This is a genomic window from Rhizobium sp. N731, from assembly GCF_001664145.1.
Lineage (GTDB): Bacteria > Pseudomonadota > Alphaproteobacteria > Rhizobiales > Rhizobiaceae > Rhizobium > Rhizobium esperanzae.
In genome coordinates, this window is the sequence record NZ_CP013601.1 from 4,220,078 (window position 1) to 4,240,986 (window position 20,909).

Below are 20,909 nucleotides of genomic sequence, written 5' to 3' on the forward strand. Positions count from 1 at the left end.
TTTGGCCCCTCCCATCCTCAAACTCGACGATATCTTCCTTAGCTTCGGCGGCGCACCGCTTCTGGCGGGTGCAGCGCTGCAGGTCGAGCCCGGCGACAAGATCTGCCTCGTCGGCCGCAACGGCTCGGGAAAATCGACACTGCTGAAGATTGCCGCCGGCCTGGTCGAGGCGCAGTCCGGCGAAGTCTTCCGTCATCCGTCATCGACGGTGCGCTATCTCGAACAGGCGCCGGATTTTGCCGGCTTCAGCACGGTCCAGGCCTATGCCGAGGCCGGGCTGGGACCGGGCGACGACCCCTATCGCGTCACCTATCTTCTGTCGCATCTCGGCCTGACCGGCGAGGAAGATCCGGGCACCCTTTCCGGCGGCGAATCGCGCCGGGCCGCCCTTGCCCGCGTGCTGGCACCGGAGCCCGACATTCTCCTGCTCGACGAGCCGACCAACCATCTGGACCTGCCGACGATCGAATGGCTGGAAGGCGAGCTGCAGAAGACCCGCAGCGCCCTTGTGCTGATCTCGCACGACCGGCGTTTCCTGGAGAAGGTTTCGACCGCGACCGTCTGGCTCGACCGCGGCGCCTCGCGCCGCCTCGACAGGGGATTCGCGCATTTCGAGGCTTGGCGCGACCAAGTGCTGGAGGCTGAGGAGCTGGAGCAGCACAAGCTCGGCAAGGCGATCGAGCGCGAGGAACACTGGCTGCGCTACGGCGTCACGGCCCGGCGCAAACGCAATATGCGCCGCCTCGGCGAGTTGCAGTCGATGCGTTCGCAATATCGTGGCCACAAGGGACCGCAAGGCACGGTGCAGGCGACGGTTTCGGACGCGCAGGAATCCGGCAAGCTGGTCATCGAGGCCGAGAAGATCACCAAGAGCTTCGGCGACCGGGCCATCGTCACACCATTCTCGATCCGCGTGCATCGCGGCGATTGCATCGGTCTCGTCGGGCCGAACGGCGCCGGCAAGACAACACTCCTGAAAATGCTGACCGGCCAGCTTTCGCCGGATAGCGGCACGGTAAAACTCGGCACCAACCTGGAGATCGCCACCCTCGACCAGAAGCGCGAGGACCTCGATCCCGAGGATACGCTTGCAAACTACCTGACCGACGGGCGCGGCGAAAACCTGCTCGTCAACGGCGAGCAGCGCCATGTCACCGGATACATGAAGGAATTCCTGTTCCAACCGGAACAGGCGCGCACGCCGATCAGGAGCCTCTCCGGCGGCGAGCGCGCCCGGCTGATGTTGGCGCGCATCCTCTCGCGCCCGGCAAACCTCCTGATTCTCGACGAACCCACAAACGATCTCGATATCGAGACGCTCGACCTCCTGCAGGAGATCGTCGCCAGCTTTCCCGGCACCGTCATCCTCGTCAGCCACGATCGTGACTTCCTCGACCGCACCGTAACCTCGACGATCGCGCCCGCCGTGCCGGATGCGCCCGACGGCCGATGGATCGAATATGCCGGCGGCTACACGGACATGTTGGCGCAGCGCAAGGGCGCACTCGAAGAGCGCAGGAAAGCCGAGAAGGCGGCAGAAAAACCGAAGACGCAGGAGACAACCGCTTCCGGCGCAGTCTCGAAGGGCAAGCTTTCCTTCAAACAGAAATTCGCGCTTGACAATCTGCCGAAGGAGATGGCCAAGGCCGAGACCGAGATCGCCAAGCGCGAACTGGTCATGGCCGACCCCAGTCTCTTCACACGCGACCCCGCTGCCTTCAACCGGCTTGCAGGCGAGATGGAAAAGCTGCGTTCCAGCCTGACCAAGATGGAAGAGGAGTGGCTGGAGCTCGAAATACTGCGGGAAGAGCTGGAAGGCTGAGACTCTCGCACTCAACCGCTCGCCTCATCTGTGCGGGCAAAGATTCAGCCAGACGATTGGGGCAGCTCTAAAGCGCCGGCGCGGGCACGGCGGCTGCGCCGGCACTGGCGCTGGCGCCGGTCTGGACGACCTGCTGCTGCGGCTCTTCGGATCTCGAAGGCAGAGCCTGCAGATGCAGCACCCGCGGCTGCAGCGCCTCCAGATAGGTTTCAGAGCGGCCGATATAGATCATGCCGGTTTCCGGCATCGAAGTCAGCACGCTGCACATAGTTTCCTGCCATTCCGGCTCCATGCCCTCGAGCACTTCGTCGAAGATGATCCATCGCGGGCGCACCAGCAGCAGGCGGGCGAAGCCGATCGCCTTCTGTTCATCACCGTCGAGCAGCTTGTCCCAGCGGGCGCGGGTATCGAGCCTTGCGATCAGAGAGTGCAGGCCGGCCTTTTCAAGGGCCGCCTCGACGGCAGCCTGCTCGTAGGCATCGGGGCTTTCGGGGAAGGCAAGCGCCTCGCGCAGCGTGCCGCCCGGAATATAGGCGATCTGCGGAACGAACAGCATGTCGTCGATCGGCGGCAGACCCATCGTGCCGCTGCCGCACGGCCAGAGCCCGGCCAAGGCCTGAAACAGCAGCTTGCGGTTGACGCTATGATCACCGTTGATCATGATTTTTTCGCCGGCCTTGATCACGATATCGGTTTCACGCAGGCGAAAACCGCCGCATTCCTCGATGTCTTCGCCAATCTTGGCATTGATCACCACATCCTTCAGCGTCAGCCTGTCGGCGGCGGTGTTTTCATAGGCGATGCTGCCTTTCACGCCAAAGTCCTCGTCCATGTCGAGCAGCGCCTGGCGGAAGTCGGTGACGCGCATCAGCGTGGCACGCCATTCGGCGATCGGGCCGAAATTGGCGACATACCAGCGCAAGGCGGTATTGACCTGGTTGAAGGCGCCGACCGACATCATCAGCTGGCCGAGGGTGAGGCCGCCGGAAAAATAGGCGGGTGCGGCAACGATGATCGGAATGACGATCACCAGCCAGCCGTAGCCGGCCGAAACCCAGGTGAGATTGGTATTGGCCATGGCGAGCCGCTTGACGACCCTCAGTACCGAGCTGATGTCGGTATTGATGCGCCGGCGCTCGTTCTCCTCACCGCGGGCGACGGTGATGGCCGGCATGTTCTCATTGGCATGCATCAGCGTGAAACGCAGCTCGGCCTCCTTCGAGAACCGGTCGGCATTGAGCTTGACCAGCTTGCGGCCGACGACCTGGCTCAGCACTGAGGCGGAAGCGGCATAGAAAATCGCCGCCCAGACCATATAGCCCGGTATGGAGAAGCTGTGGCCGCTGATGCGAAAGATGAAGCCGCTCGACAGCTCCCAGAGCACGCCGATGAAGCTCACCAGAAGGATGGTCGACTGCAAGAGGCCGAGCACGAGTCCCGTCGTGCTTTCGGCGAGGTTACGGGAATCTTCGTGCAGGCGCTGGTCCGGATTGACGCCGATCAGGCCGCTCGAGGCGAGCCGCAGCGCCCGCTTGCGCTTCAGCCACTGGTCGACGAGATCACGCGACAGGCCCTCGCGCATATAGAGCGCCGTCATCTGGTTCAGCCAGGCCTGCAGCACGTTGAGCAGCAGCAGCGTGCCGGCAATCATTGCGAAGATTTCGAGCTGGTGGAAGAACTCGCCGAGATCGCGGCGCTCGAGCGAATCGTAGAAGGGGGCGTTCCACTCGTTGAGGATGACCTGGCCATAGGCCGTCGCCAGGATGACGAGGATCAGCACGGTCGCCAGAAACAGCACCTTGCCACGCACTTGCGAATTCCAGAATGCTGAGAACATCACCCCGAGGCGATATGTCAGGCTGAAATCATACCCTACTCTATCCTGCTTCCGGATGCCCGGCCTCCCTTCGATCTTATCTGCCATCACGCTTTTCCAACACCGCCCATACTGTCATTATTAACATGGTGGCGTTACCGGTCTATCAACAGATTCTATCAGTCATTAAAGTGTGATGATTCTTGACGTGCCGCTCCCGCATGCATTCGGAGTTGATTCGCGGCTCAACTGGGACTAATTAAGGCACTCCGTGGTGATTTGGCCGGCCGGCTTGCAGCCACGTTAAAAAAGTCGCTAAAGGGCCGCGTGCGGACCGGTAGCGATTTTTTCGCCGCCGGTTTTTTATTTTTGATCGAGTTGACCGCAGATGCCCATCAAGATCCCCGATACGCTGCCCGCTTTCGAAACCCTGGTTCAGGAAGGTGTGCGGGTGATGACCGAGACGATGGCGATCCGTCAGGATATAAGACCGTTGCAGATCGGCCTGCTCAACCTGATGCCCAACAAGATCAAGACCGAACTGCAGATGGCCCGTCTCGTCGGCGCTTCGCCGCTGCAGGTGGAGTTGTCGCTCATCCGCATTGGCGGCCACAAGGCCAAGAACACATCCGAAGATCACCTGCTCGCCTTCTACCAGACCTGGGAAGAGGTGAAGCAGCGCAAGTTCGACGGCTTCATCATCACCGGAGCGCCGATCGAGCTTCTGCCCTATGAGGACGTGACCTATTGGGCAGAGATGCAGGAGATTTTCAATTGGACCGAGACCAACGTCCATTCGACGATGAACGTCTGCTGGGGCGCCATGGCGGCGATCTATCACTTCCACGGCGTTCCGAAATATGAGCTGAAGGAAAAGGCCTTTGGCGTCTACCGCCACCGGAACCTGAAGCCAGCTTCCATCTATCTGAACGGCTTTTCCGACAATTTCGAGGTGCCGGTGTCGCGGTGGACCGAGGTGCGCCGCGAAGACATAGAGAAATCCGCAAGCTTGGAAATCCTGATGGAATCCAGCGAGATGGGCGTGTGCCTCGTGCACGAGAAGAGGGGCCGGCGGCTCTACATGTTCAACCATGTCGAATATGATTCCACCTCGCTTTCCGACGAGTATTTCCGCGACGTCGATGCCGGCGTGCCGATCAAGATGCCGCACAATTACTTCCCGCATAATGATCCGACGCTTGCCCCGCAGAACCGCTGGCGCAGCCACGCGCATCTCTTGTTCGGCAACTGGATCAACGAGATTTACCAGACAACGCCCTATGACGTCGAAGAGATCGGCATGGATCTCTGAACGGCATTTCTTTCTGACCTGCCCGGTTGCGATTTGGAACAAATGCGGGCAGGTTCCGGTCCGGAACCCTATAGCGCCGCGCGTCTTTATCGGACGCGCAAAGGAACGGACGGTCGATCATGTCGGAGAAGTTGGAGCGGGAAGTTTTCGGGCAGACGAAGGCGGGCGAAACCGTCTATCGCGTCGTCATCAAGGGCGGCGGGCTGACGGCCAGGATCATCACCTGGGGCGCCGTCATCCAGGATCTGCGCCTAGCAGGCCATGAGGCGCCGCTTCAACTCGGCTTCGAGGATTTCGACAGCTATCCCCTCTATTCGGCCTATTTCGGCGCGACGCCCGGCCGCTGCGCCAACCGCGTCGGCGGCGGCAGGTTCACGCTCGATGGCAAGGACTATCAGCTCGAGCCGAACGAAAACGGCGTCACACATCTACATGGCGGCAGCGACAATATCGCCAAGCGCAATTGGACGATCGTCGAGCATGAGGCCGACCGCCTGGTGATGAAGATCGTCGATCCCGACGGCCGCGCCGGCTATCCCGGCAATTGCACCATCCAGGCGACGTTCCGGGTGCACGGCAACGGCGAACTGTCGATCACCTACGAATCAACGAGCGATCAGCCGACGCTCGCCAATGTCTGCCAGCACGCCTACTTCAATCTCGACGGCCGCGACGATGCGCTGGGCCACGACATCATGATCGCCGCCGATCACTATCTTCCGACCGACGAGAAGCAAGTGCCGACCGGCGAAATCCGGCCCGTTGCCGGCACCGAATTCGATTTCCGTGAGATGGCCCCGATGAAGCGTTTCGTCGGCAGCGAACAGGTGCTCTACGACCATAATTTCTGCCTGTCCCGCGAACGCACCGCCAAGCGGACTGTGGCACTCGCCCGCAGCCTCTATTCCGGCGTGTCGCTGGAAGTGCGCAGCACCGAGCCCGGCGTGCAGTTCTATGCCGGCTTCAAGCTCAATACAGGGGCTCCCGGCCTCGGCGGGCGCAAATACGGCCCGTTCGCCGGCTTCTGCCTGGAGACGCAGGTCTGGCCGGATGCGATCAACCACGAGGGCTTCCCGAATGCGGTCCTGCGTCCGGGCGAGGTGCTGCGCCAGGAAACGGATTATATCTTCAGCAAGAGCTGAACGTTCTCGCGATCTTTCAGATTCGCTCCTCGTGCTTTAGGTTTTGCTTTTATGCATGTCGTTATCGCAAAACCGCCCCACACTTTTGCGCGCATGCTCTGAGACGCACGGCTGTCAAATTTGACCGCTATGAACCCTCTTCGGATTGCCGGAGAGGGTTTTTTCTTCTGCGTCTTGCGATTCAGGCTTGCCGATTGGTTCTATATAGGTTCTATTGCGTGTCCATGGATAGAACCAGTCTAGTAGCTGAACTCAATAGACGCGGCCTGCGCGGCGAAGCGCTGGCCGGGCCGCTCTACAAGCGGCTGGCGCAAGCGCTGACCAGCCTCATTCAGGAGGGCTTGCTGAAAGCCGGCACGGCGCTGCCCGGCGAGCGCGACCTTGCCGAGGCTCTCAAGCTCGGCCGCGTCACCGTGCGCACCGCTTATCGCGACCTGCTGGCGGCGGGCGCACTGGAATCGCGCCATGGAAGCGGTACTTTCGTATCCGGCAAGGTGGAGCGCATGGAACAGTCGCTCTGGCGGCTTTCCTCCTTCTCCGCCGACATGCGCTCGCGCGGGCGTCTGCCGGCCGCACGCATCTTGTCGCGGGAGGTCAACACGCCGTCGCCGGAGGAATCCTTCCTGCTCGGCCTCGGCGGCGACGAACCGGTGCTGAGGCTCGACCGGCTGCGCCTCGCCGATGGCCTGCCGCTGGCGATCGAGCGCGCCGTCGTGCCGGTCAAGTTTCTGGGAGAGAACGCCGGCGGCGAAGGATCGCTCTACGATGCGCTGGCGGCGAGCGGCCATCGGCCGGTGCGTGCGCTGCAGCGGCTGACCGCCGTCACGCTCGATGCCTCCTATGCCGCGATGCTGAACGTCGAAACAGGCGCGCCGGCGCTTCTGATCGAACGTGTCTCGCGCCTGGAAGACCAGCGCGTCGTCGAATACACGCGCTCGCATTATCGCGGCGATGCCTATGATTTCGTTGCCGAATTGAGAATTGGAGATGACCATGAGTGAGAACCAGTCGCTGATGCTGCAGGAAGCCGGCCAATCACCCGAGGTGGTGGCCACGCTTCTCGAAAAGGAAAAACCGGTCTTTGCCGAGATCGCCCGGCTGTTTTCGTCCGCCCGCCCGAGCGTGGTGACGACGGCGGCGCGAGGTTCCTCGGACCACGCCGCCACCTTCTTCAAATATCTGTTCGAGATCACCTGCGGCGTTCCGGTCGCCTCGGTCGGCCCGTCGATCGCTTCCGTCTACGGTGCCGCCCTGCACCTGAAGGGCGGCGTGCATTTCACCGTCTCGCAGTCGGGCGCGAGCCCCGACATCGTCGCCCTACAGGAGGCGGCGAAGAAGGGCGGCGCAACGACGATCGCCGTCGTCAACGTCACCGACAGCCCGCTTGCCAAACAGGCCGACATCGTCCTCGGCCTCAATGCCGGCGCCGAAAAGAGCGTGGCGGCGACGAAATCCTTCATCGCCTCCGTCGCCGCCCTTTCCGGCGTGACGGCTGCGATCGGCGGCGCATCCGACCTGCAGGCAGCGCTGGAAAAACTGCCGGAGGCGCTTTCGGCGACGGCCGGCATCGATACGGCGGCAGCCGAGGAGGTGCTGTTCCATGCAACCTCGCTCTATACCGCCGGCCGCGGTCCGGCCTTCGCGATCGCGCTCGAGGCGGCGCTGAAGGCCAAGGAGACCTCCGGTCTGCACGCCGAGGCCTTTTCGCTGGCGGAACTGATGCATGGCCCGATGCGGCTGGTGCAGCCGGGCTTTCCGATCGTCGCCTTCGCGCCTGACGACGCGGCCTTCGCCAATAACGGCAAGGCGCTGGAACGCCTGCAGAAGCTCGGCGCCACCACCGTCGGCTTCTCCACGCAGCCGCTCTCCGGGATCAATCTTCGGGTGCCGACGACCGGCAACGGCCTCATCGATCCCCTGGTGTCGCTGCTCGTCTATTACCGGCTGATCGAGTCGGTGACGCGCCGCAAGGGCTTCGACCCCGACCGGCCGGCAAACCTGCTCAAGGTGACGGAGACGGTCTGATGGCCCGCAAGATCTTCGTTGGCGCCCGCATCTTCGATGGCGAGCGCTTCCATGACGACAGGGCGCTCATTGTCGCGGGCGGCCGCGTCGAGGCGATCGTCGCAGGAAACGACCTGCCGGGTGGCGAGACGGTCAAACTGGAAGGCGGCGTCCTGTCGGCCGGCTTCATCGATGCGCAGGTCAATGGCGGCGGCGGCCGAATGCTGAACGATGAGCCGTCGCCAACGTCGATGGACATCATTGCCGGCGGGCATCGGCCCTACGGCACGACGTCGCTGCTGCCGACCTTGATCACCGATACGTCGGAGGCAACCAACGCCGCCATCGAGGCGGCGAAGGAGGCTGTGAAGGAAAACCGCGGCGTTGCCGGCCTGCATCTCGAAGGCCCGCATCTGGCGCCGGCCCGCAAGGGCGCGCATCTGGCCGAATTGATGCGGCCGGTCGAGGACCGCGACGTCAAGGCCTTCATCCGGGCGCGTGAGGCGATCGGCACGCTGCTTGTCACTATTGCCGCCGAGCAGGTGACGGTTGCTCAGGTGTGCGAACTTGCGGAAGCGGGCGTCACCGTCAGCATCGGTCACTCCGATTGTTCTAGCGAGGCGGCGGAGGAACGTTTCGATGCCGGAGCGCGCGGCGTCACGCATCTCTTCAACGCCATGAGTCAGCTGGGGCACCGTGCGCCAGGCCTGGTCGGCGCCGCGATCGATCATCCCTCCACCTGGTGCGGCATCATCGCCGACGGTCATCACGTCGATCCGAAGGCCTTGCGCACGGCGCTGCGCGCCAAGCGCGGTGAAGGCAAACTGTTCTTTGTCACCGACGCGATGTCGCTCGTCGGTTCCGAGAAGGATTCGTTCACGCTGAACGGGCGCACCGTCCGGCGCGAAAGGGGCGGCTTCTGCTCGAAGCTGGTGCTGTCCGACGGCACGCTCGCCGGCTCCGACGTCGACATGATCTCGACGATCCGTTACGGCGTCACCTATCTCGACCTAACGCTCGCCGAGGCCTTGCGCATGGCGACCCTTTATCCCGCACGTTTCCTCCGGCTTGCCGATCGCGGCCATCTCTCGCCGGGCGCGCGCGCCGATCTCGTCCATCTCACCGACGCGCTGACTGTTACCGCCACCTGGCTTGCCGGCGAAGCGGCCTGACCCTCAAGGAGACGTAGGATGACTGATATCACCGATGCCTATTTCTCCAATCTGATCGGTCGGCTGGAGACGTTGAAGCAGGCGCTTGCCGAGGCGATGGCGCAGGCAGCGTCGGTGATCCTCGATGCAGCCCGCGGCGACAAGCGCGTTTATGTCTTCGGGACCGGCCATTCGCATATGCTGGCGGAAGAAGTGCACTATCGCGCCGGCGGGCTCGCCTTCACTGTGCCGGTGCTTGTCGGATCGGCCATGCTGCACGAAGGTGCGGTGATCAGCTCGGTCTATGAACGGACCCAGGGCCTGGTGCGGCCGATGCTGGAGCGTTACGGCATGCAGCCAGGCGATGTCATTATCATTGCATCGAATTCCGGCGTGAACGCCGCTCCGATCGAGGCCGCCGACTACGCCCGCGACATCGGCGCGAAGGTGATCGCCATCACCTCGATCGCCTATTCGTCAGCGATCGCCAATGGCCGCCGCCGGCTCGCCGACGTCGCCGACGTGGTGCTCGACAACGGACTGCCGCCGGGTGATGCCGTTGTCGATCTTGAAGGAACGGGACTTCGGGTCGGGCCCGTCTCGACGGCGGTCGGGGTGACCATCATCAACGCGATCTTTGCCGAAGTCGCCTCGGAGCTTTCCAAGTCAGGCAATGCGCCGGTTTATCTCAGCGCCAACATGCCGGGGGCAGCCGAGATCAATCAGAAGCTCGTCAAGAAATACCGGCCGCGCAACCCGCACCTCTGAGAGCGCACCTCGTTGGGCGTCTTCAAACTTTCCGAAATTCTAACCGGTAGATCACTTCTTCGCCGGTCGTCGGGTCTGTTCCCGGCGCGTCGCTGATCACCAGCCTATCGCCGTCGAGGATGTAGGGACGGATGAGGTCGGTTGTGCCCCAAGCCGGATTCCAGCTCGCATCGACATGGTGGATAACCCTATCGTCCTCCAGCGTGTAGGAAGCGGAATAGGCCAGCATGGAATCGAAAAGCGCGATCTTTTCATCGTCCGCGGGCCGCGGCCCCTTGAGCGCGGTCCGATGACGGTTCACGACCAGCGCCATCATGCGTCCATCGGCATGATAGGCGATATATCCGATGGGATCGGCCCCCATGGCGTCGGTCACTTCACCTGACGCCACGACCTTTCGGGTCCAGGAGATCATTCGCCAGGTTCCAACCAGTGCGGCAACATTCGCCATCGGTCCCCTCCAAAAGCGCTGTTGGATGAGCCGACAATATCAGATGGTGGATGTGCGGGACAGATGTAGCCGCGATACCGGTCGAGGCTGCTTCGACTTCGGAACCGCCGAGACGGCGGCCCCGTATTCATGCATGCGTCGAGAAGTAGCTGCTAGAAGCAGCCCTTGCCGAGATCAATCCTTGGCGCGTTCGACGTAGGAATTGTCTTCCGTCGCGATGACGACGCGGGTGCCGGCATCGATATGCGGCGGCACCGAGGTACGGATGCCGTTGGAGAGCATGGCCGGCTTGTAGGAAGAGGACGCCGTCTGGCCCTTGACGACCGGTTCCGTCTCGACGATTTCGAGCGTGACGTGGCGCGGCAGTTCGAGCGCCAGCGGAATGCCTTCGTGGATCGACAGGATGCAGGTCATGCCTTCCTGGAGATAAGCCTTCTGGTCGCCCATGGTTTCCTGGCTGACGACCACCTGGTCGTAGGTCGCCGGGTTCATGAAGTGGAAGCCTTCGCCATCTTCATAGAGGTACTGGAAGTTGACGTCTTCGACGAAGGCGCGCTCGACCTGTTCGGTGGTGCGCCAGCGCTCGGAGACCTTCACGCCGTCGACGATGCGGCGCATGTCGACCTGAGTGACCGGCGTGCCCTTGCCCGGATGAAAGTTCTGGGCGGTGAGAACGACGTAGAGCTTGCCGTCCACGTCGAGAACGTTGCCCTTGCGGACCGAAGAGGCGATGACCTTGACCATAAGACTTCCTTGTAACTCGGCTTTCGGCGTCGTAGAGGACTGTCGAGACGCCCCAAGACGCAAATGTTTTTCTTTGGGGGCGCAACTAACCTAAAATCCGGGAAATAGCCACCCCCATACCGACTTCTCCGGCGAAGAAAGCTTGGAATGAACTTTTCGGCCAAAGTGTCCCCCTGGTGGACCCCGTCCGTGCACGCCGATCGCCGCCCGTTCCTGATCGGGCGCAATGCGATTCAGGCGGCATTGCGCGGGTTTTTCGCGCGCGAGGATTTCATCGAGGTCGATACGGCGGTGCTGCAGGTTTCGCCCGGCAACGAAGCGCATCTGCATGCCTTCGCGACGCAGGCGATAACGACGGACGGTCAGACGGCGCCGTTCTACCTGCACACCTCGCCGGAATTCGCCTGCAAGAAGCTGCTTGCGGCCGGCGAGAAGCGCATCGCCTGTTTTGCCCATGTCTACCGCAACCGCGAACGCGGGCCGTTGCACCATCCCGAATTCACCATGCTCGAATGGTATCGGGCCGGCGAAAGCTACGAGAGCCTGATGATGGATTGCGTGCGGATCCTGGCGCTGGCGGCAGAAACGATAAAGACGCCGGTGTTCGCCTATCGCGGCGCCGAGAGCGATCCCTTCGCGGGACCGGAGCGGATCAGTGTCGCCGAAGCCTTCGAGCGTCATGCCGGCATCGATCTTCTCGCTTCCGTCGCTGCTGACGGATCGACCGATCGCGATCATCTGGCGGCCGAGCTCAAGCGCGTCGGCATGCGTGTCGCCGAAGACGACGGCTGGGCCGATCTGTTCAGCCGGGTGCTGGTCGAAAAGATCGAGCCGCATCTCGGTTTCGGCCGCATCACCATTCTCGACGAATATCCTGTCTCTGAGGCCGCACTTGCGCGTCCCTCGGCGCGCGACCCCCGGGTTGCCGAGCGTTTCGAGCTCTATGCCTGCGGCGTCGAGCTTGCCAACGGTTTCGGCGAGCTCACCAACGCAAGCGAACAGCGGCGGCGCTTCGAGATCGAGATGGCCGAGAAGGCGCGTATCTACGGCGAGATCTATCCGATCGACGAGGATTTCCTTTCGGCACTGTCGCTGATGCCCGAGGCAAGCGGCATCGCGCTCGGCTTCGACCGGCTGGTGATGCTGGCGACGGGAGCGTCGCGCATCGATCAGGTGCTGTGGGCGCCGGTCGCGGAGTACGGAAGATGAATGCAGTCAAACCGGTCAAAAACGTCGACGATCTGGTGAAGGCCGGGCTTGCCGCGCCTGCCGACCGCGCAGCGCTCGAGGCGGTGGCCGCCCGTTACGCAATTGCCCTGACGCCTGCCATCGCCACACTGATCGATCGCAACCATCCCAACGACCCGATCGCCCGGCAATTCGTGCCTGACACCGCCGAACTCATCGTCGCGCCGGAAGAACGTGCCGATCCGATCGGCGATCACGCTCACAGCCCGGTCGAAGGCATCGTGCACCGTTATCCCGACCGGGTGCTGCTGAAAGCCGTGCATGTCTGCCCGGTCTATTGCCGCTTCTGCTTCCGCCGCGAAATGGTCGGGCCGCAGGGCCTCGGCACGCTCGATGCGGCGGCGATGGAGGCAGCCTTCGATTACATCAGGAGCCATCAGGAGATCTGGGAGGTCATCCTGACCGGCGGCGACCCGCTGGTGCTTTCGCCGCGCCGGCTCCGCGAGATCATGGAGGCGCTCGCTGATATCTCGCATGTGAAGATCGTGCGTTTCCACACGCGCGTTCCCGTCGTCGATCCGGAGAAAATCGACGCGGCGCTCATCGCCGCGCTGAAAGCGAGTGGCAAGACAGTCTATGTGGCGCTGCACGCCAACCATGTCACAGAATTGACGGCGGAAGCGCGTGCGGCATGCGCGCGCCTTATCGATGCCGGAATCGCCATGGTCAGCCAATCGGTGCTACTCAAGGGTGTCAACGACGATCCCGCAATTCTTGCCGAACTGATGAAGGCTTTCGTCGAGACCCGTGTCAAACCTTATTACCTGCATCATCCCGATCTCGCGCCGGGCACTAGCCATTTCAGGCTGACGATCGAGGAGGGGCAGAGGATCGTGGCGGCGCTGCGCGGACGGATTTCCGGTCTTTGCCAGCCGACCTACATCCTCGATATTCCGGGCGGTCACGGCAAGGCCGTCGTCAGCGGAAGCAGCATCCGGCCGACGGGCGACGGCTGTTATTCCGTTTCGGATTACCGCGACGGCGAGCATTGCTATCCGCCCACTGACGAGGCTTAGCGGCTTTCCGTATCATTTCTGTACTCGCGGCGCCGGAAGCTGTGTCGAGCATTATCGCCGAATTGATCTTAGCCAGTTGATATAAAATAAATATTCGCGCCCCTTCGGAAGGATCGCTAAAATCCTAACTATGAGGAACAATCATCTTTAACCCAACAAATTAGCGGAATGTTCTGTTTTCCGCACTAAAAGAACGCTCATGACAAGGCGATGAACGCCGGTTCGGGATCATGAGAATCTTGGAGTGATGGGATGAATAAGACAATCCGCGACCTCGTAGCCAAATTCGGCAAACTTCATACGTCGGTCGACCAGATCGCCGACGACGCCGATCTTTATGCGGCAGGTCTGACGTCCTTTGCCTCGGTGCAGCTCATGCTCGGCATCGAAGAGGCCTTCGACATCGAATTTCCCGACAATCTGCTGAACCGCAAATCCTTCGCGAGCATCTCGGCCATCGCCAAGACGGTCGATATCATCCAGGATGGTCGGAAGGTCGCCTAATGAACTTCTCCGTCAAGATCATAGAGGACGGTCTTGTCGCAAGGGTCGCCCGTGTCGCCGAAGTTGCGGCGAGACATGCGGATGCCGTCGACGTCGAAGGCCGCTTTCCCCAGGAAGCCGTGGATGCGATGAAGGCCGAAAGGCTGCTCGGCATCCAGGTGCCGCGCCAACTCGGCGGTGAATCGGCCTCGATCACCGAAATCGCCGAATTGTGCTCGATGCTGGGCCAGGCCTGTGCCGCAAGCGCCATGGTCTTCGCCATGCACCATATCAAGCTGTCGAGCCTCGTCGAGCACGGCGCCGAAAACGAGTGGCATTGCGGCTTCATGCGCCGCATCGCAGCCGAACAGTTGCTGATCGCATCGGCCACGACCGAGGGTGGCATCGGCGGCAACCTTCGCAACAGCATTTGTGCGATCGAGGTCGACGGCGATACCTGCCGCCTCGAAAAGGATGCGACCGTCATTTCCTACGGCTCGCATGCCGACGCCATCCTCATCACTTCGCGCAGCCATCCGCAGGCAGCCTCTTCCGATCAGGTGCTGACGGCCTTCCTCAAGGATCAGTATACGCTCGAAAAAACGCATGCCTGGAACACGCTCGGCATGCGCGGCACCTGTTCCGACGGTTTCCTCTTCAAAGGCGAAGCGCCGGCTCGGCAAATTCTGCCGAAGCCTTTCGCCGAGATCGCCGCGCAATCCATGCTCGCTTCCTCACATCTGCTCTGGAGCGGCGTCTGGTACGGCATCGCGGTCGACGCGGTCGCCCGCGCACAGACATTCGTCCGCGCCGCTGCCCGCAAAGCCCCCGATGCCCAGCCGCCGGGCGCACTGCGCCTCGCCGAGGTCTCGAACCTGCTACAGATGGTGAAATCCAATGTGGTGGCCGGGCTCAAGGCCTATGAAGACGCCAAATCAGATCCGGACCGGCTGTCGTCGATGGGTTTTGCCGTGGCGATGAACAACGTCAAGATCGCTTCTTCCGAGACGATCCTGGAGATCGTCAACCACGCCATGCTGATCTGTGGCATCATGGGCTACAAGAACGGCACGCCCTTCAGCCTCGGACGCCATCTGCGCGACGCCCATTCCGCACAGCTCATGATCTCGAACGACCGCATCCTCGGCAACACGTCGAGCATGCTTCTCGTCCATAAGCAGGACACTAGCCTACTGGGGTAAAGCCATGGATATGCAGACCTCGTTTCTCGACCGGCTCTTCGAGTCCGGTCTGCTGATCGATACCGGCGTTGACGGTCTCTATGGCCGCAGCGGCCAGTTCGAAGATGTCATCACCGCCTTCGAACGGCTGATCGACAGGTTCGGCGGTGCCGACGTCGCCGAGGCGATGCGTTTCCCGCCCGGCATGAACCGTGCGCTCTTCGAAAAGAGCGGTTACATGAAGAGCTTTCCGCAGCTTGCCGGCACGGTGCACAGCTTCTGCGGCAGCGAGCTCGATCATATGAGCCTGCTTGAATGCATGGAGGTCGGCGAGGACTGGACCAAGGACCAGCAAGCGACCGATATCGTGCTGACGCCAGCCGCCTGCTACCCGCTTTATCCAACGGTCGCCAAGCGCGGCAACCTGCCGAAGACGGGCGGCCTGTTCGATCTGCAGTCCTACTGCTTCCGCCATGAACCGTCGAAGGATCCGGCCCGCCAGCAGCTGTTCCGCATGCGCGAATATGTCTGCATGGGAACGGAGCAGCACGTCACCGATTTCCGCCAGCGCTGGATGGACCGCGGCGTCGAGATGATGAAGCAGGTCGGCCTCGACGTGACCATCGACGTTGCCAACGATCCGTTCTTCGGCCGTGCCGGCAAGATGATGGTCAACAATCAGCGTGACCAGAACCTGAAATTCGAGCTGCTGATCCCGATTACCTCAGTAGCCAAGCCGACCGCCTGCATGAGCTTCAATTACCATCAGGACTCCTTCGGTCTGAAGTGGGGCCTCAACCTCGAAGACGGCAGCGTCGCGCATACCGCCTGCGTCGGCTTCGGCCTGGAGCGTATCGCGCTCGCCCTCTTCCACCACCATGGCCTCGACGTAAAGGAATGGCCAGTCAGCGTACGGAAAACGCTATGGGGCTGATGACGGCGATGACATCGGTCTTCCCGGGAATCAGCCCGGAAACCTACCGGCAGCACGCGCTGCATTCCGGCGAACGTGCATGGCCGGAAACCAACTGCTATGTCGATCTCTGGATCGAAGTGCTGGCGACATCGGGCGTCGCCCCCGAGGCGATGCTGGGTTTTACCCTGGCGCAGGATTTCGAGGGCGACCAGTTCACCTTCTTCAAAGTGCCGCTCGAAGATCTCGAAGCGCTCTACGGCATCCGCGCGACCGAGCTTGCGATCTACGACCGCGTCGAACGGCATGTCGAAGTGCAGACCGCGCGCGGTCGTCTCTGCCTGATCGAGATGGATTCCTTCTATATGCCGGATACGCGCGGCACCGCCTACCGGCAGGAGCACGGCAAGACGACGGTTGCGATCAACCGGCTTGATGTTGCGGCAAAGCGCGTCGAATATTTTCACAATGCAGGCTATTTCCAGCTCGGGGGCGAGGATTTCGACGGGCTGTTCCAGCTGCAGCTGACGGAAAGCGATCCGCCGTTTCTGCCCTATACGGAATTTGCGCGGCTTCCGGAAAAGCCCGCCGACGAAGCGCATCTTCGCGCGACCGCGCGGCGGCTTGCCGGTTTTCACTTCGCCAGGCGCCCCCGCCAAAACCCGATCCGCGCCTTCGCCCGCGTCTTCCCGCAACAGGTGGAAGCGGTGGCGGAGCGGCCGTTCGGTTTCTTCCACAAATATGCCTTCAACACGCTCCGTCAGGCGGGCGCCAATTTCGAGCTGGCGGCTGATTATCTGACCTGGCTGTCCTCAACCGAATTCGCGGCGGCCGCCGAGGATGCCCGGCGCATTTCCGACGCGGCGAAATCCGTGCAGTTCCAGCTTGCCCGCGCTATCGCCCGCAGGAAGTTCGAGCCGCTGCAGGCAGCCCTTGATCCGGCCGCCGATGCATGGGATTCCATGATGGCATCGCTTGCGGAGCGAATCTGAGGCCGGAGATCAGACAATGCGGGGGCGTTTGGCAAGCATCGGAGCCCGGGAAAGCATGCTTTCCGAAGGCTGGAACCTGATCCTGACGGAGCCGGGCGCCTGCGCCGTACCGCACGATATTCCTCTTTCCGCGCAATTTATTCCTGCACCCGTTCCCGGCACCGTTGCGGCAGCGCTTGAAAAAGCCGGGCTCTTCGACCGGGAAAATCCCGAACCGCTGAATATGAAGGACGCTTGGTACCTGTGCCGGCTTTTTGATGCCGAGCCCGGCGAAGCCATCCTGCGTTTCGGCGGGCTGGCCACGATTTGCAATGTCTTCCTCAACGGTCAGGAAATCCTCTTTTCCGAAAGCATGTTCACGGCGCATGAGCTCCCGGTGACGCTTTCGGGCGGCGACGAGCTGGCGCTCTGCTTCCGGGCGCTCGGCCCCCGGCTGTCCGAACCCGGCCCGCGGGCGCGCTGGCGGCCGCAGATGATCACGCCGGCGGGCCTGAAGAATTTCCGCACGACACTGCTCGGCCATATGCCGGGCTGGTGCCCGGATATCCATGCGGTCGGGCCGTGGCGGCCAATTTCACTGGCGCAACGCGATACCATATCGATCGATAATGTCTCCATCGGCGCGGTCCTGGAAGAGAGCGGCGTCGGCCGGCTGAGCGTCTCCTTGCATAACAATGCCGAGGGCCCAGCAATGCTGCTGCGCTGCGGCGGCATGGAACAGCCCTTCGAGAAGATCGGCGAAAATCATTACTCGGCTATCCTCAAGCTGTCCGACATCGAGCCCTGGTGGCCGCATACACACGGCACTCCGCGCCTCTATGATCTGACGCTGGTTTCCGACGGCGAAGAATATTCGCTCGGTAGCACCGGCTTCCGGCGCATCGACGTCGACCGCGGTGCAGATGGCGAAGACTTCGCGCTCCTTATCAACGGCGAACGAGTCTTCTGCCGCGGCGCGGTCTGGACGACCGCCGATATTGCGCGGCTGCCGGGCGGGCGGGCGGATTATGAGCCGTTCCTGCAGCTTGCCTGCCAAGCCGGCATGAACATGATCCGCATCGGCGGCACCATGGTTTACGAGACGCCCGATTTCTTTGCGCTCTGCGACGAGCTCGGCCTGCTCGTGTGGCAGGATTTCATGTTCGCCAATTTCGACTATCCGCGCAACGACAAGGCCTTTCTCGGCCATGTGCATGCCGAGATCGAGGAATTCCTGTACGGCGTCCAGGCGTCGCCTTCCCTTGCCGTTCTCTGCGGCGGCAGCGAGATCCATCAGCAGGCGGCAATGCTCGGCCTGCCCATGGAATTCTGGAGTGGACCGGTGACCGACGAAATCATCCCGGCGATCGCCGCTCGCATGCGTCCCGACGTGCCCTATGTGCCGAATTCGCCCTACGGCGGAGCGATGCCCTTTTCGCCCAATGCCGGCATTGCGCATTATTACGGCGTCGGCGCCTATATGCGGCCGATTGCCGATGCCCGCCGCGCCGATGTGCGCTTTGCCTCCGAAAGCCTCGCGTTTGCGCATGTGCCGCAGCAAAGGACGCTGCAGCGCCATCTCGACGTGCCCGCCGTCCATAGCGCGCAGTGGAAGGCGCGGGTGCCCCGCGACCGCAGCGCATCGTGGGATTTCGATGATGTTCGCGACTTTTATCTCGAACTTCTCTACGATTTCGACCCGGCCCGGCTGCGCCGCGAAGATCAGGAACGCTATCTCGACTTTTCCCGTGCCGTGACCGGCGAGGTGATCGAAGAGACCTTCGCCGAATGGCGGCGCAAGGGCTCCGGCTGCAACGGAGGGCTGGTCTGGACGCTGCAGGACCTGCTGCCCGGCCCCGGCTGGGGCGTGATCGATTCCACCGGCGAGCCGAAACCTGTCTGGTATGCGATGCGACGTGCCTTCCGGCCGGTTCAGGCGGTCTTCACCGATGAGGGAACCAACGGTCTCGACGTGCATGTCGTCAACGAGACGGACACCGACCTCGATCTGGAACTCGAGGTCGTCTGCCTGCGTGATGGAAAACAGCAGGTCGTCAGCGGCAACATGGCTTTCAAGCTGGCGGCAAGAAGCGCGGAACGTCTTGCCTCGACCGCGCTGTTCGGCGCCTTCTTCGATACGACCTATGCCTTCCGTTTCGGCCCGCCGGCGCATGATGCAAGTGTGGCGCGCCTGCGATCCCTCGCCGATGACGCCGTTCTCGCCGAGAGCTTCCATTTCCCCTGCGGACGCGGAAAAGCACTGCACGACGCCAGCATCGAGGCGTCACTCGGCAGAGACGGCGACAGCTGGGTCATCGATCTCAGGACCGACCGGCTGGCGCAATCGTTGCATATCGACGTCGAAGGCTACAGGGCCGACGACGACTGGTTCCACCTTGCTCCCGGCCGGGTGCGGCGCGTGAAGCTCTCCGCGCTTTCCGGCACTGAGAGCGATGTTCCGCCGACGGGCGAAATCAGAAGTCTAGGCAGTTCGCGCCGCATCGGGCTCACGGGCTGAGGCTCGCAGGGAACGATGCAAGCTCACCGAAAGATCGTAATTTGAGAACGGTATACCGCTATCTACGCGCCCATATCCTGCAGCAGTTGATCCCGCGGTCGCGCCTCGCCTTCAACCCGCGCAAGCCGGTCGAAATCGTCGGCTATCTCTCGATGCCCGTTGGTGTCGGTGAATCGGCAAGGCTCTGTGCCGGGGCGCTTTCCCAAGCGGGACGGGCGATTTCGCTCTCAGACGTCAGCACGCACCCGGACGAAAAATCCTTTGCCGGCTGGGCGTCGTCGCACCTTTCGACCGAACCGCCGGGAAGCCGTATCTGGCATCTCAATCCGCCGATGCTGCCGCGCGCCATCCTGAAGATGGGTGTCACCAAATTCACCCGTGCCTTCAACATCGGTTATTTCGCCTGGGAGCTTGAAGTCGTGCCGGCGGAGTGGCGCAACGGGTTGCGTTACATGAATGCCGTCTTCGTGCCCTCGGAATTCACCAGGCGGACGATTGCACCGCTGACGGCGGCGCCCGTCATCGTGGTTCCGCATCCCGTAACCGAGAAGCCGGCGGCAGAGGGCATGCGGGAGAAATTCGGCATCGACAAGGACGCCTTTCTCGTCAGCTTCATCTTCAGCGCCGGTTCCTCGATCAACCGGAAGAACCCGCAAGCCGTCATCGAAGCCTTCAGGCTATTCAGCGCTGAACGCCCGAGCGCCTTCCTGTTGATGAAGGCCAGCGGCAACATCGACAAGGATGAGAGCTTGCGCGAACTGATCGCTTCGATCGCCGGCGATCCCCGCATCAGGATCATCACCGACAAGCTCTCGAACGCCGAGATCAACGGCCTTATCCGCTCTTCCAATGCCTATCTCTCGTTGCATCGCTCGGAAGGTTTCGGGCTGACGGTAGCCGAGGCGATCATGCATTGCACCCCGGTCATTTCAACCGCCTGGTCGGGCACGGAAGATTTCTGCGATCCTGAGAACAGCTGGCTGGTCGCCTCTCCCCTCATTCCCGTCGTCGATTCTCATCCAGAATTTGCGGGGCTGCCGGGCGCGGTCTGGGCGGATCCCTCCCCTGAAATCGCGGCCACGCATCTCGGCGATATCTTCCGTGCGCCCGAGCGAGCACGGGAGAAGGCCGGGAAGGCACGGGAGTTCCTGCTGCGCTACCTCGCAGAGAACAGTTATGAGAAGGCGCTCCAGAAGCTGGCGGCGATGCAGGCCAGCTAAGGTGAGGTTGCCACTCCGCTTTATTTTAACATTTTCGCATTAGTGATGACGGGCATGCGGCTGCAAAGCATGTTGCGCAAAAGTGTGCAGCGGTTTTGCGATAACGACATGCGTAAAAACAAAAACCTAAAGCGCGAGGAGCGAATCTG

Annotated in this window: 18 protein-coding genes and 1 riboswitch; of the genes, 15 read left to right on the top strand and 3 right to left on the bottom strand. The window is 62.1% G+C overall.

Annotated features, from left to right (window positions below; translation table 11 throughout):
* The first annotated feature begins 1 nt into the window (after nucleotide 1).
* Nucleotides 2–1,822, top strand: coding sequence for an ABC-F family ATP-binding cassette domain-containing protein (locus AMK02_RS20420; RefSeq protein ID WP_064805643.1), 1,821 nt, complete (start codon nucleotides 2–4; stop codon nucleotides 1,820–1,822).
* 67 nt (nucleotides 1,823–1,889) lie between these two features.
* Here AMK02_RS20420 and AMK02_RS20425 read toward each other — a convergent pair whose 3' ends face one another.
* Nucleotides 1,890–3,746, bottom strand: a complete 1,857-nt coding sequence (locus AMK02_RS20425; protein ID WP_064805645.1) for an ABC transporter ATP-binding protein/permease — start codon at nucleotides 3,744–3,746, stop codon at nucleotides 1,890–1,892.
* Nucleotides 3,747–3,899: 153 nt separating this feature from the next.
* A riboswitch (SAM riboswitch) is annotated at nucleotides 3,900–3,977 on the top strand.
* Between the two features lie 49 nt (nucleotides 3,978–4,026).
* On the opposite strand from AMK02_RS20425, the gene metA reads away from it, so the two are divergent.
* The 6 genes from metA (at nucleotide 4,027) to AMK02_RS20455 (ending at nucleotide 10,015) form a co-directional block, all read left to right on the top strand.
* Nucleotides 4,027–4,950: a homoserine O-acetyltransferase MetA gene (gene metA, locus AMK02_RS20430; protein ID WP_064805647.1), complete on the top strand. Its 924-nt coding sequence runs from the start codon at nucleotides 4,027–4,029 to the stop codon at nucleotides 4,948–4,950.
* A 119-nt stretch (nucleotides 4,951–5,069) separates the two neighbouring features.
* Nucleotides 5,070–6,092: an aldose epimerase family protein gene (locus AMK02_RS20435; RefSeq protein WP_064805648.1), complete on the top strand. Its 1,023-nt coding sequence runs from the start codon at nucleotides 5,070–5,072 to the stop codon at nucleotides 6,090–6,092.
* A 224-nt stretch (nucleotides 6,093–6,316) separates the two neighbouring features.
* Complete coding sequence (locus AMK02_RS20440) at nucleotides 6,317–7,093, top strand: GntR family transcriptional regulator (protein ID WP_064805650.1); 777 nt, start codon at nucleotides 6,317–6,319, stop codon at nucleotides 7,091–7,093.
* On the top strand, nucleotides 7,086–8,117 hold the full coding sequence (locus AMK02_RS20445; RefSeq protein ID WP_064805652.1) for an SIS domain-containing protein: 1,032 nt from the start codon (nucleotides 7,086–7,088) through the stop codon (nucleotides 8,115–8,117). Before AMK02_RS20440 ends, AMK02_RS20445 begins: the two co-directional genes overlap by 8 nt.
* On the top strand, nucleotides 8,117–9,268 hold the full coding sequence (gene nagA, locus AMK02_RS20450; protein ID WP_064805654.1) for an N-acetylglucosamine-6-phosphate deacetylase: 1,152 nt from the start codon (nucleotides 8,117–8,119) through the stop codon (nucleotides 9,266–9,268). Before AMK02_RS20445 ends, nagA begins: the two co-directional genes overlap by 1 nt.
* 18 nt (nucleotides 9,269–9,286) lie before the next feature.
* Nucleotides 9,287–10,015 (top strand): SIS domain-containing protein, encoded by a 729-nt coding sequence (locus tag AMK02_RS20455; RefSeq protein ID WP_064805656.1) that lies wholly within the window; start codon nucleotides 9,287–9,289, stop codon nucleotides 10,013–10,015.
* Between the two features lie 22 nt (nucleotides 10,016–10,037).
* On the opposite strand, the gene AMK02_RS20460 is transcribed toward AMK02_RS20455, so the two are convergent.
* Complete coding sequence (locus AMK02_RS20460; RefSeq protein ID WP_064805658.1) at nucleotides 10,038–10,466, bottom strand: lipocalin-like domain-containing protein; 429 nt, start codon at nucleotides 10,464–10,466, stop codon at nucleotides 10,038–10,040.
* A 174-nt stretch (nucleotides 10,467–10,640) separates the two neighbouring features.
* On the bottom strand, nucleotides 10,641–11,210 hold the full coding sequence (gene efp, locus AMK02_RS20465; protein WP_064805660.1) for an elongation factor P: 570 nt from the start codon (nucleotides 11,208–11,210) through the stop codon (nucleotides 10,641–10,643).
* 147 nt (nucleotides 11,211–11,357) lie between these two features.
* On the opposite strand from efp, the gene epmA reads away from it, so the two are divergent.
* The 8 genes from epmA (at nucleotide 11,358) to AMK02_RS20505 (ending at nucleotide 20,760) form a co-directional block, all read left to right on the top strand.
* Nucleotides 11,358–12,419, top strand: a complete 1,062-nt coding sequence (epmA, locus tag AMK02_RS20470; RefSeq protein ID WP_064805662.1) for an EF-P lysine aminoacylase EpmA — start codon at nucleotides 11,358–11,360, stop codon at nucleotides 12,417–12,419.
* Nucleotides 12,416–13,474: a lysine-2,3-aminomutase-like protein gene (locus tag AMK02_RS20475; protein WP_064805664.1), complete on the top strand. Its 1,059-nt coding sequence runs from the start codon at nucleotides 12,416–12,418 to the stop codon at nucleotides 13,472–13,474. Before epmA ends, AMK02_RS20475 begins: the two co-directional genes overlap by 4 nt.
* A gap of 252 nt (nucleotides 13,475–13,726) precedes the next feature.
* Nucleotides 13,727–13,978 carry an acyl carrier protein gene (locus AMK02_RS20480; protein ID WP_064805665.1) on the top strand — a complete coding sequence of 84 codons (252 nt, stop codon included), beginning with the start codon at nucleotides 13,727–13,729 and terminating at the stop codon, nucleotides 13,976–13,978.
* Nucleotides 13,978–15,159 carry an acyl-CoA dehydrogenase family protein gene (locus AMK02_RS20485; protein WP_064805667.1) on the top strand — a complete coding sequence of 394 codons (1,182 nt, stop codon included), beginning with the start codon at nucleotides 13,978–13,980 and terminating at the stop codon, nucleotides 15,157–15,159. The genes AMK02_RS20480 and AMK02_RS20485 overlap by 1 nt, the downstream gene beginning before the upstream one ends.
* A gap of 4 nt (nucleotides 15,160–15,163) precedes the next feature.
* The gene (locus AMK02_RS20490) at nucleotides 15,164–16,072 is read left to right on the top strand and encodes an amino acid--[acyl-carrier-protein] ligase (RefSeq protein ID WP_064805669.1); all 909 of its coding nucleotides are present in this window, start codon (nucleotides 15,164–15,166) and stop codon (nucleotides 16,070–16,072) included.
* Nucleotides 16,063–17,043, top strand: a complete 981-nt coding sequence (locus AMK02_RS20495; RefSeq protein WP_189637024.1) for a DUF1839 family protein — start codon at nucleotides 16,063–16,065, stop codon at nucleotides 17,041–17,043. The genes AMK02_RS20490 and AMK02_RS20495 overlap by 10 nt, the downstream gene beginning before the upstream one ends.
* Before the next feature lie 16 nt (nucleotides 17,044–17,059).
* Nucleotides 17,060–19,540 carry a glycoside hydrolase family 2 protein gene (locus AMK02_RS20500; RefSeq protein WP_064805675.1) on the top strand — a complete coding sequence of 827 codons (2,481 nt, stop codon included), beginning with the start codon at nucleotides 17,060–17,062 and terminating at the stop codon, nucleotides 19,538–19,540.
* A gap of 41 nt (nucleotides 19,541–19,581) precedes the next feature.
* Nucleotides 19,582–20,760 carry a glycosyltransferase family 4 protein gene (locus AMK02_RS20505; protein ID WP_064805677.1) on the top strand — a complete coding sequence of 393 codons (1,179 nt, stop codon included), beginning with the start codon at nucleotides 19,582–19,584 and terminating at the stop codon, nucleotides 20,758–20,760.
* The last annotated feature ends 149 nt before the right edge of the window (nucleotides 20,761–20,909 follow it).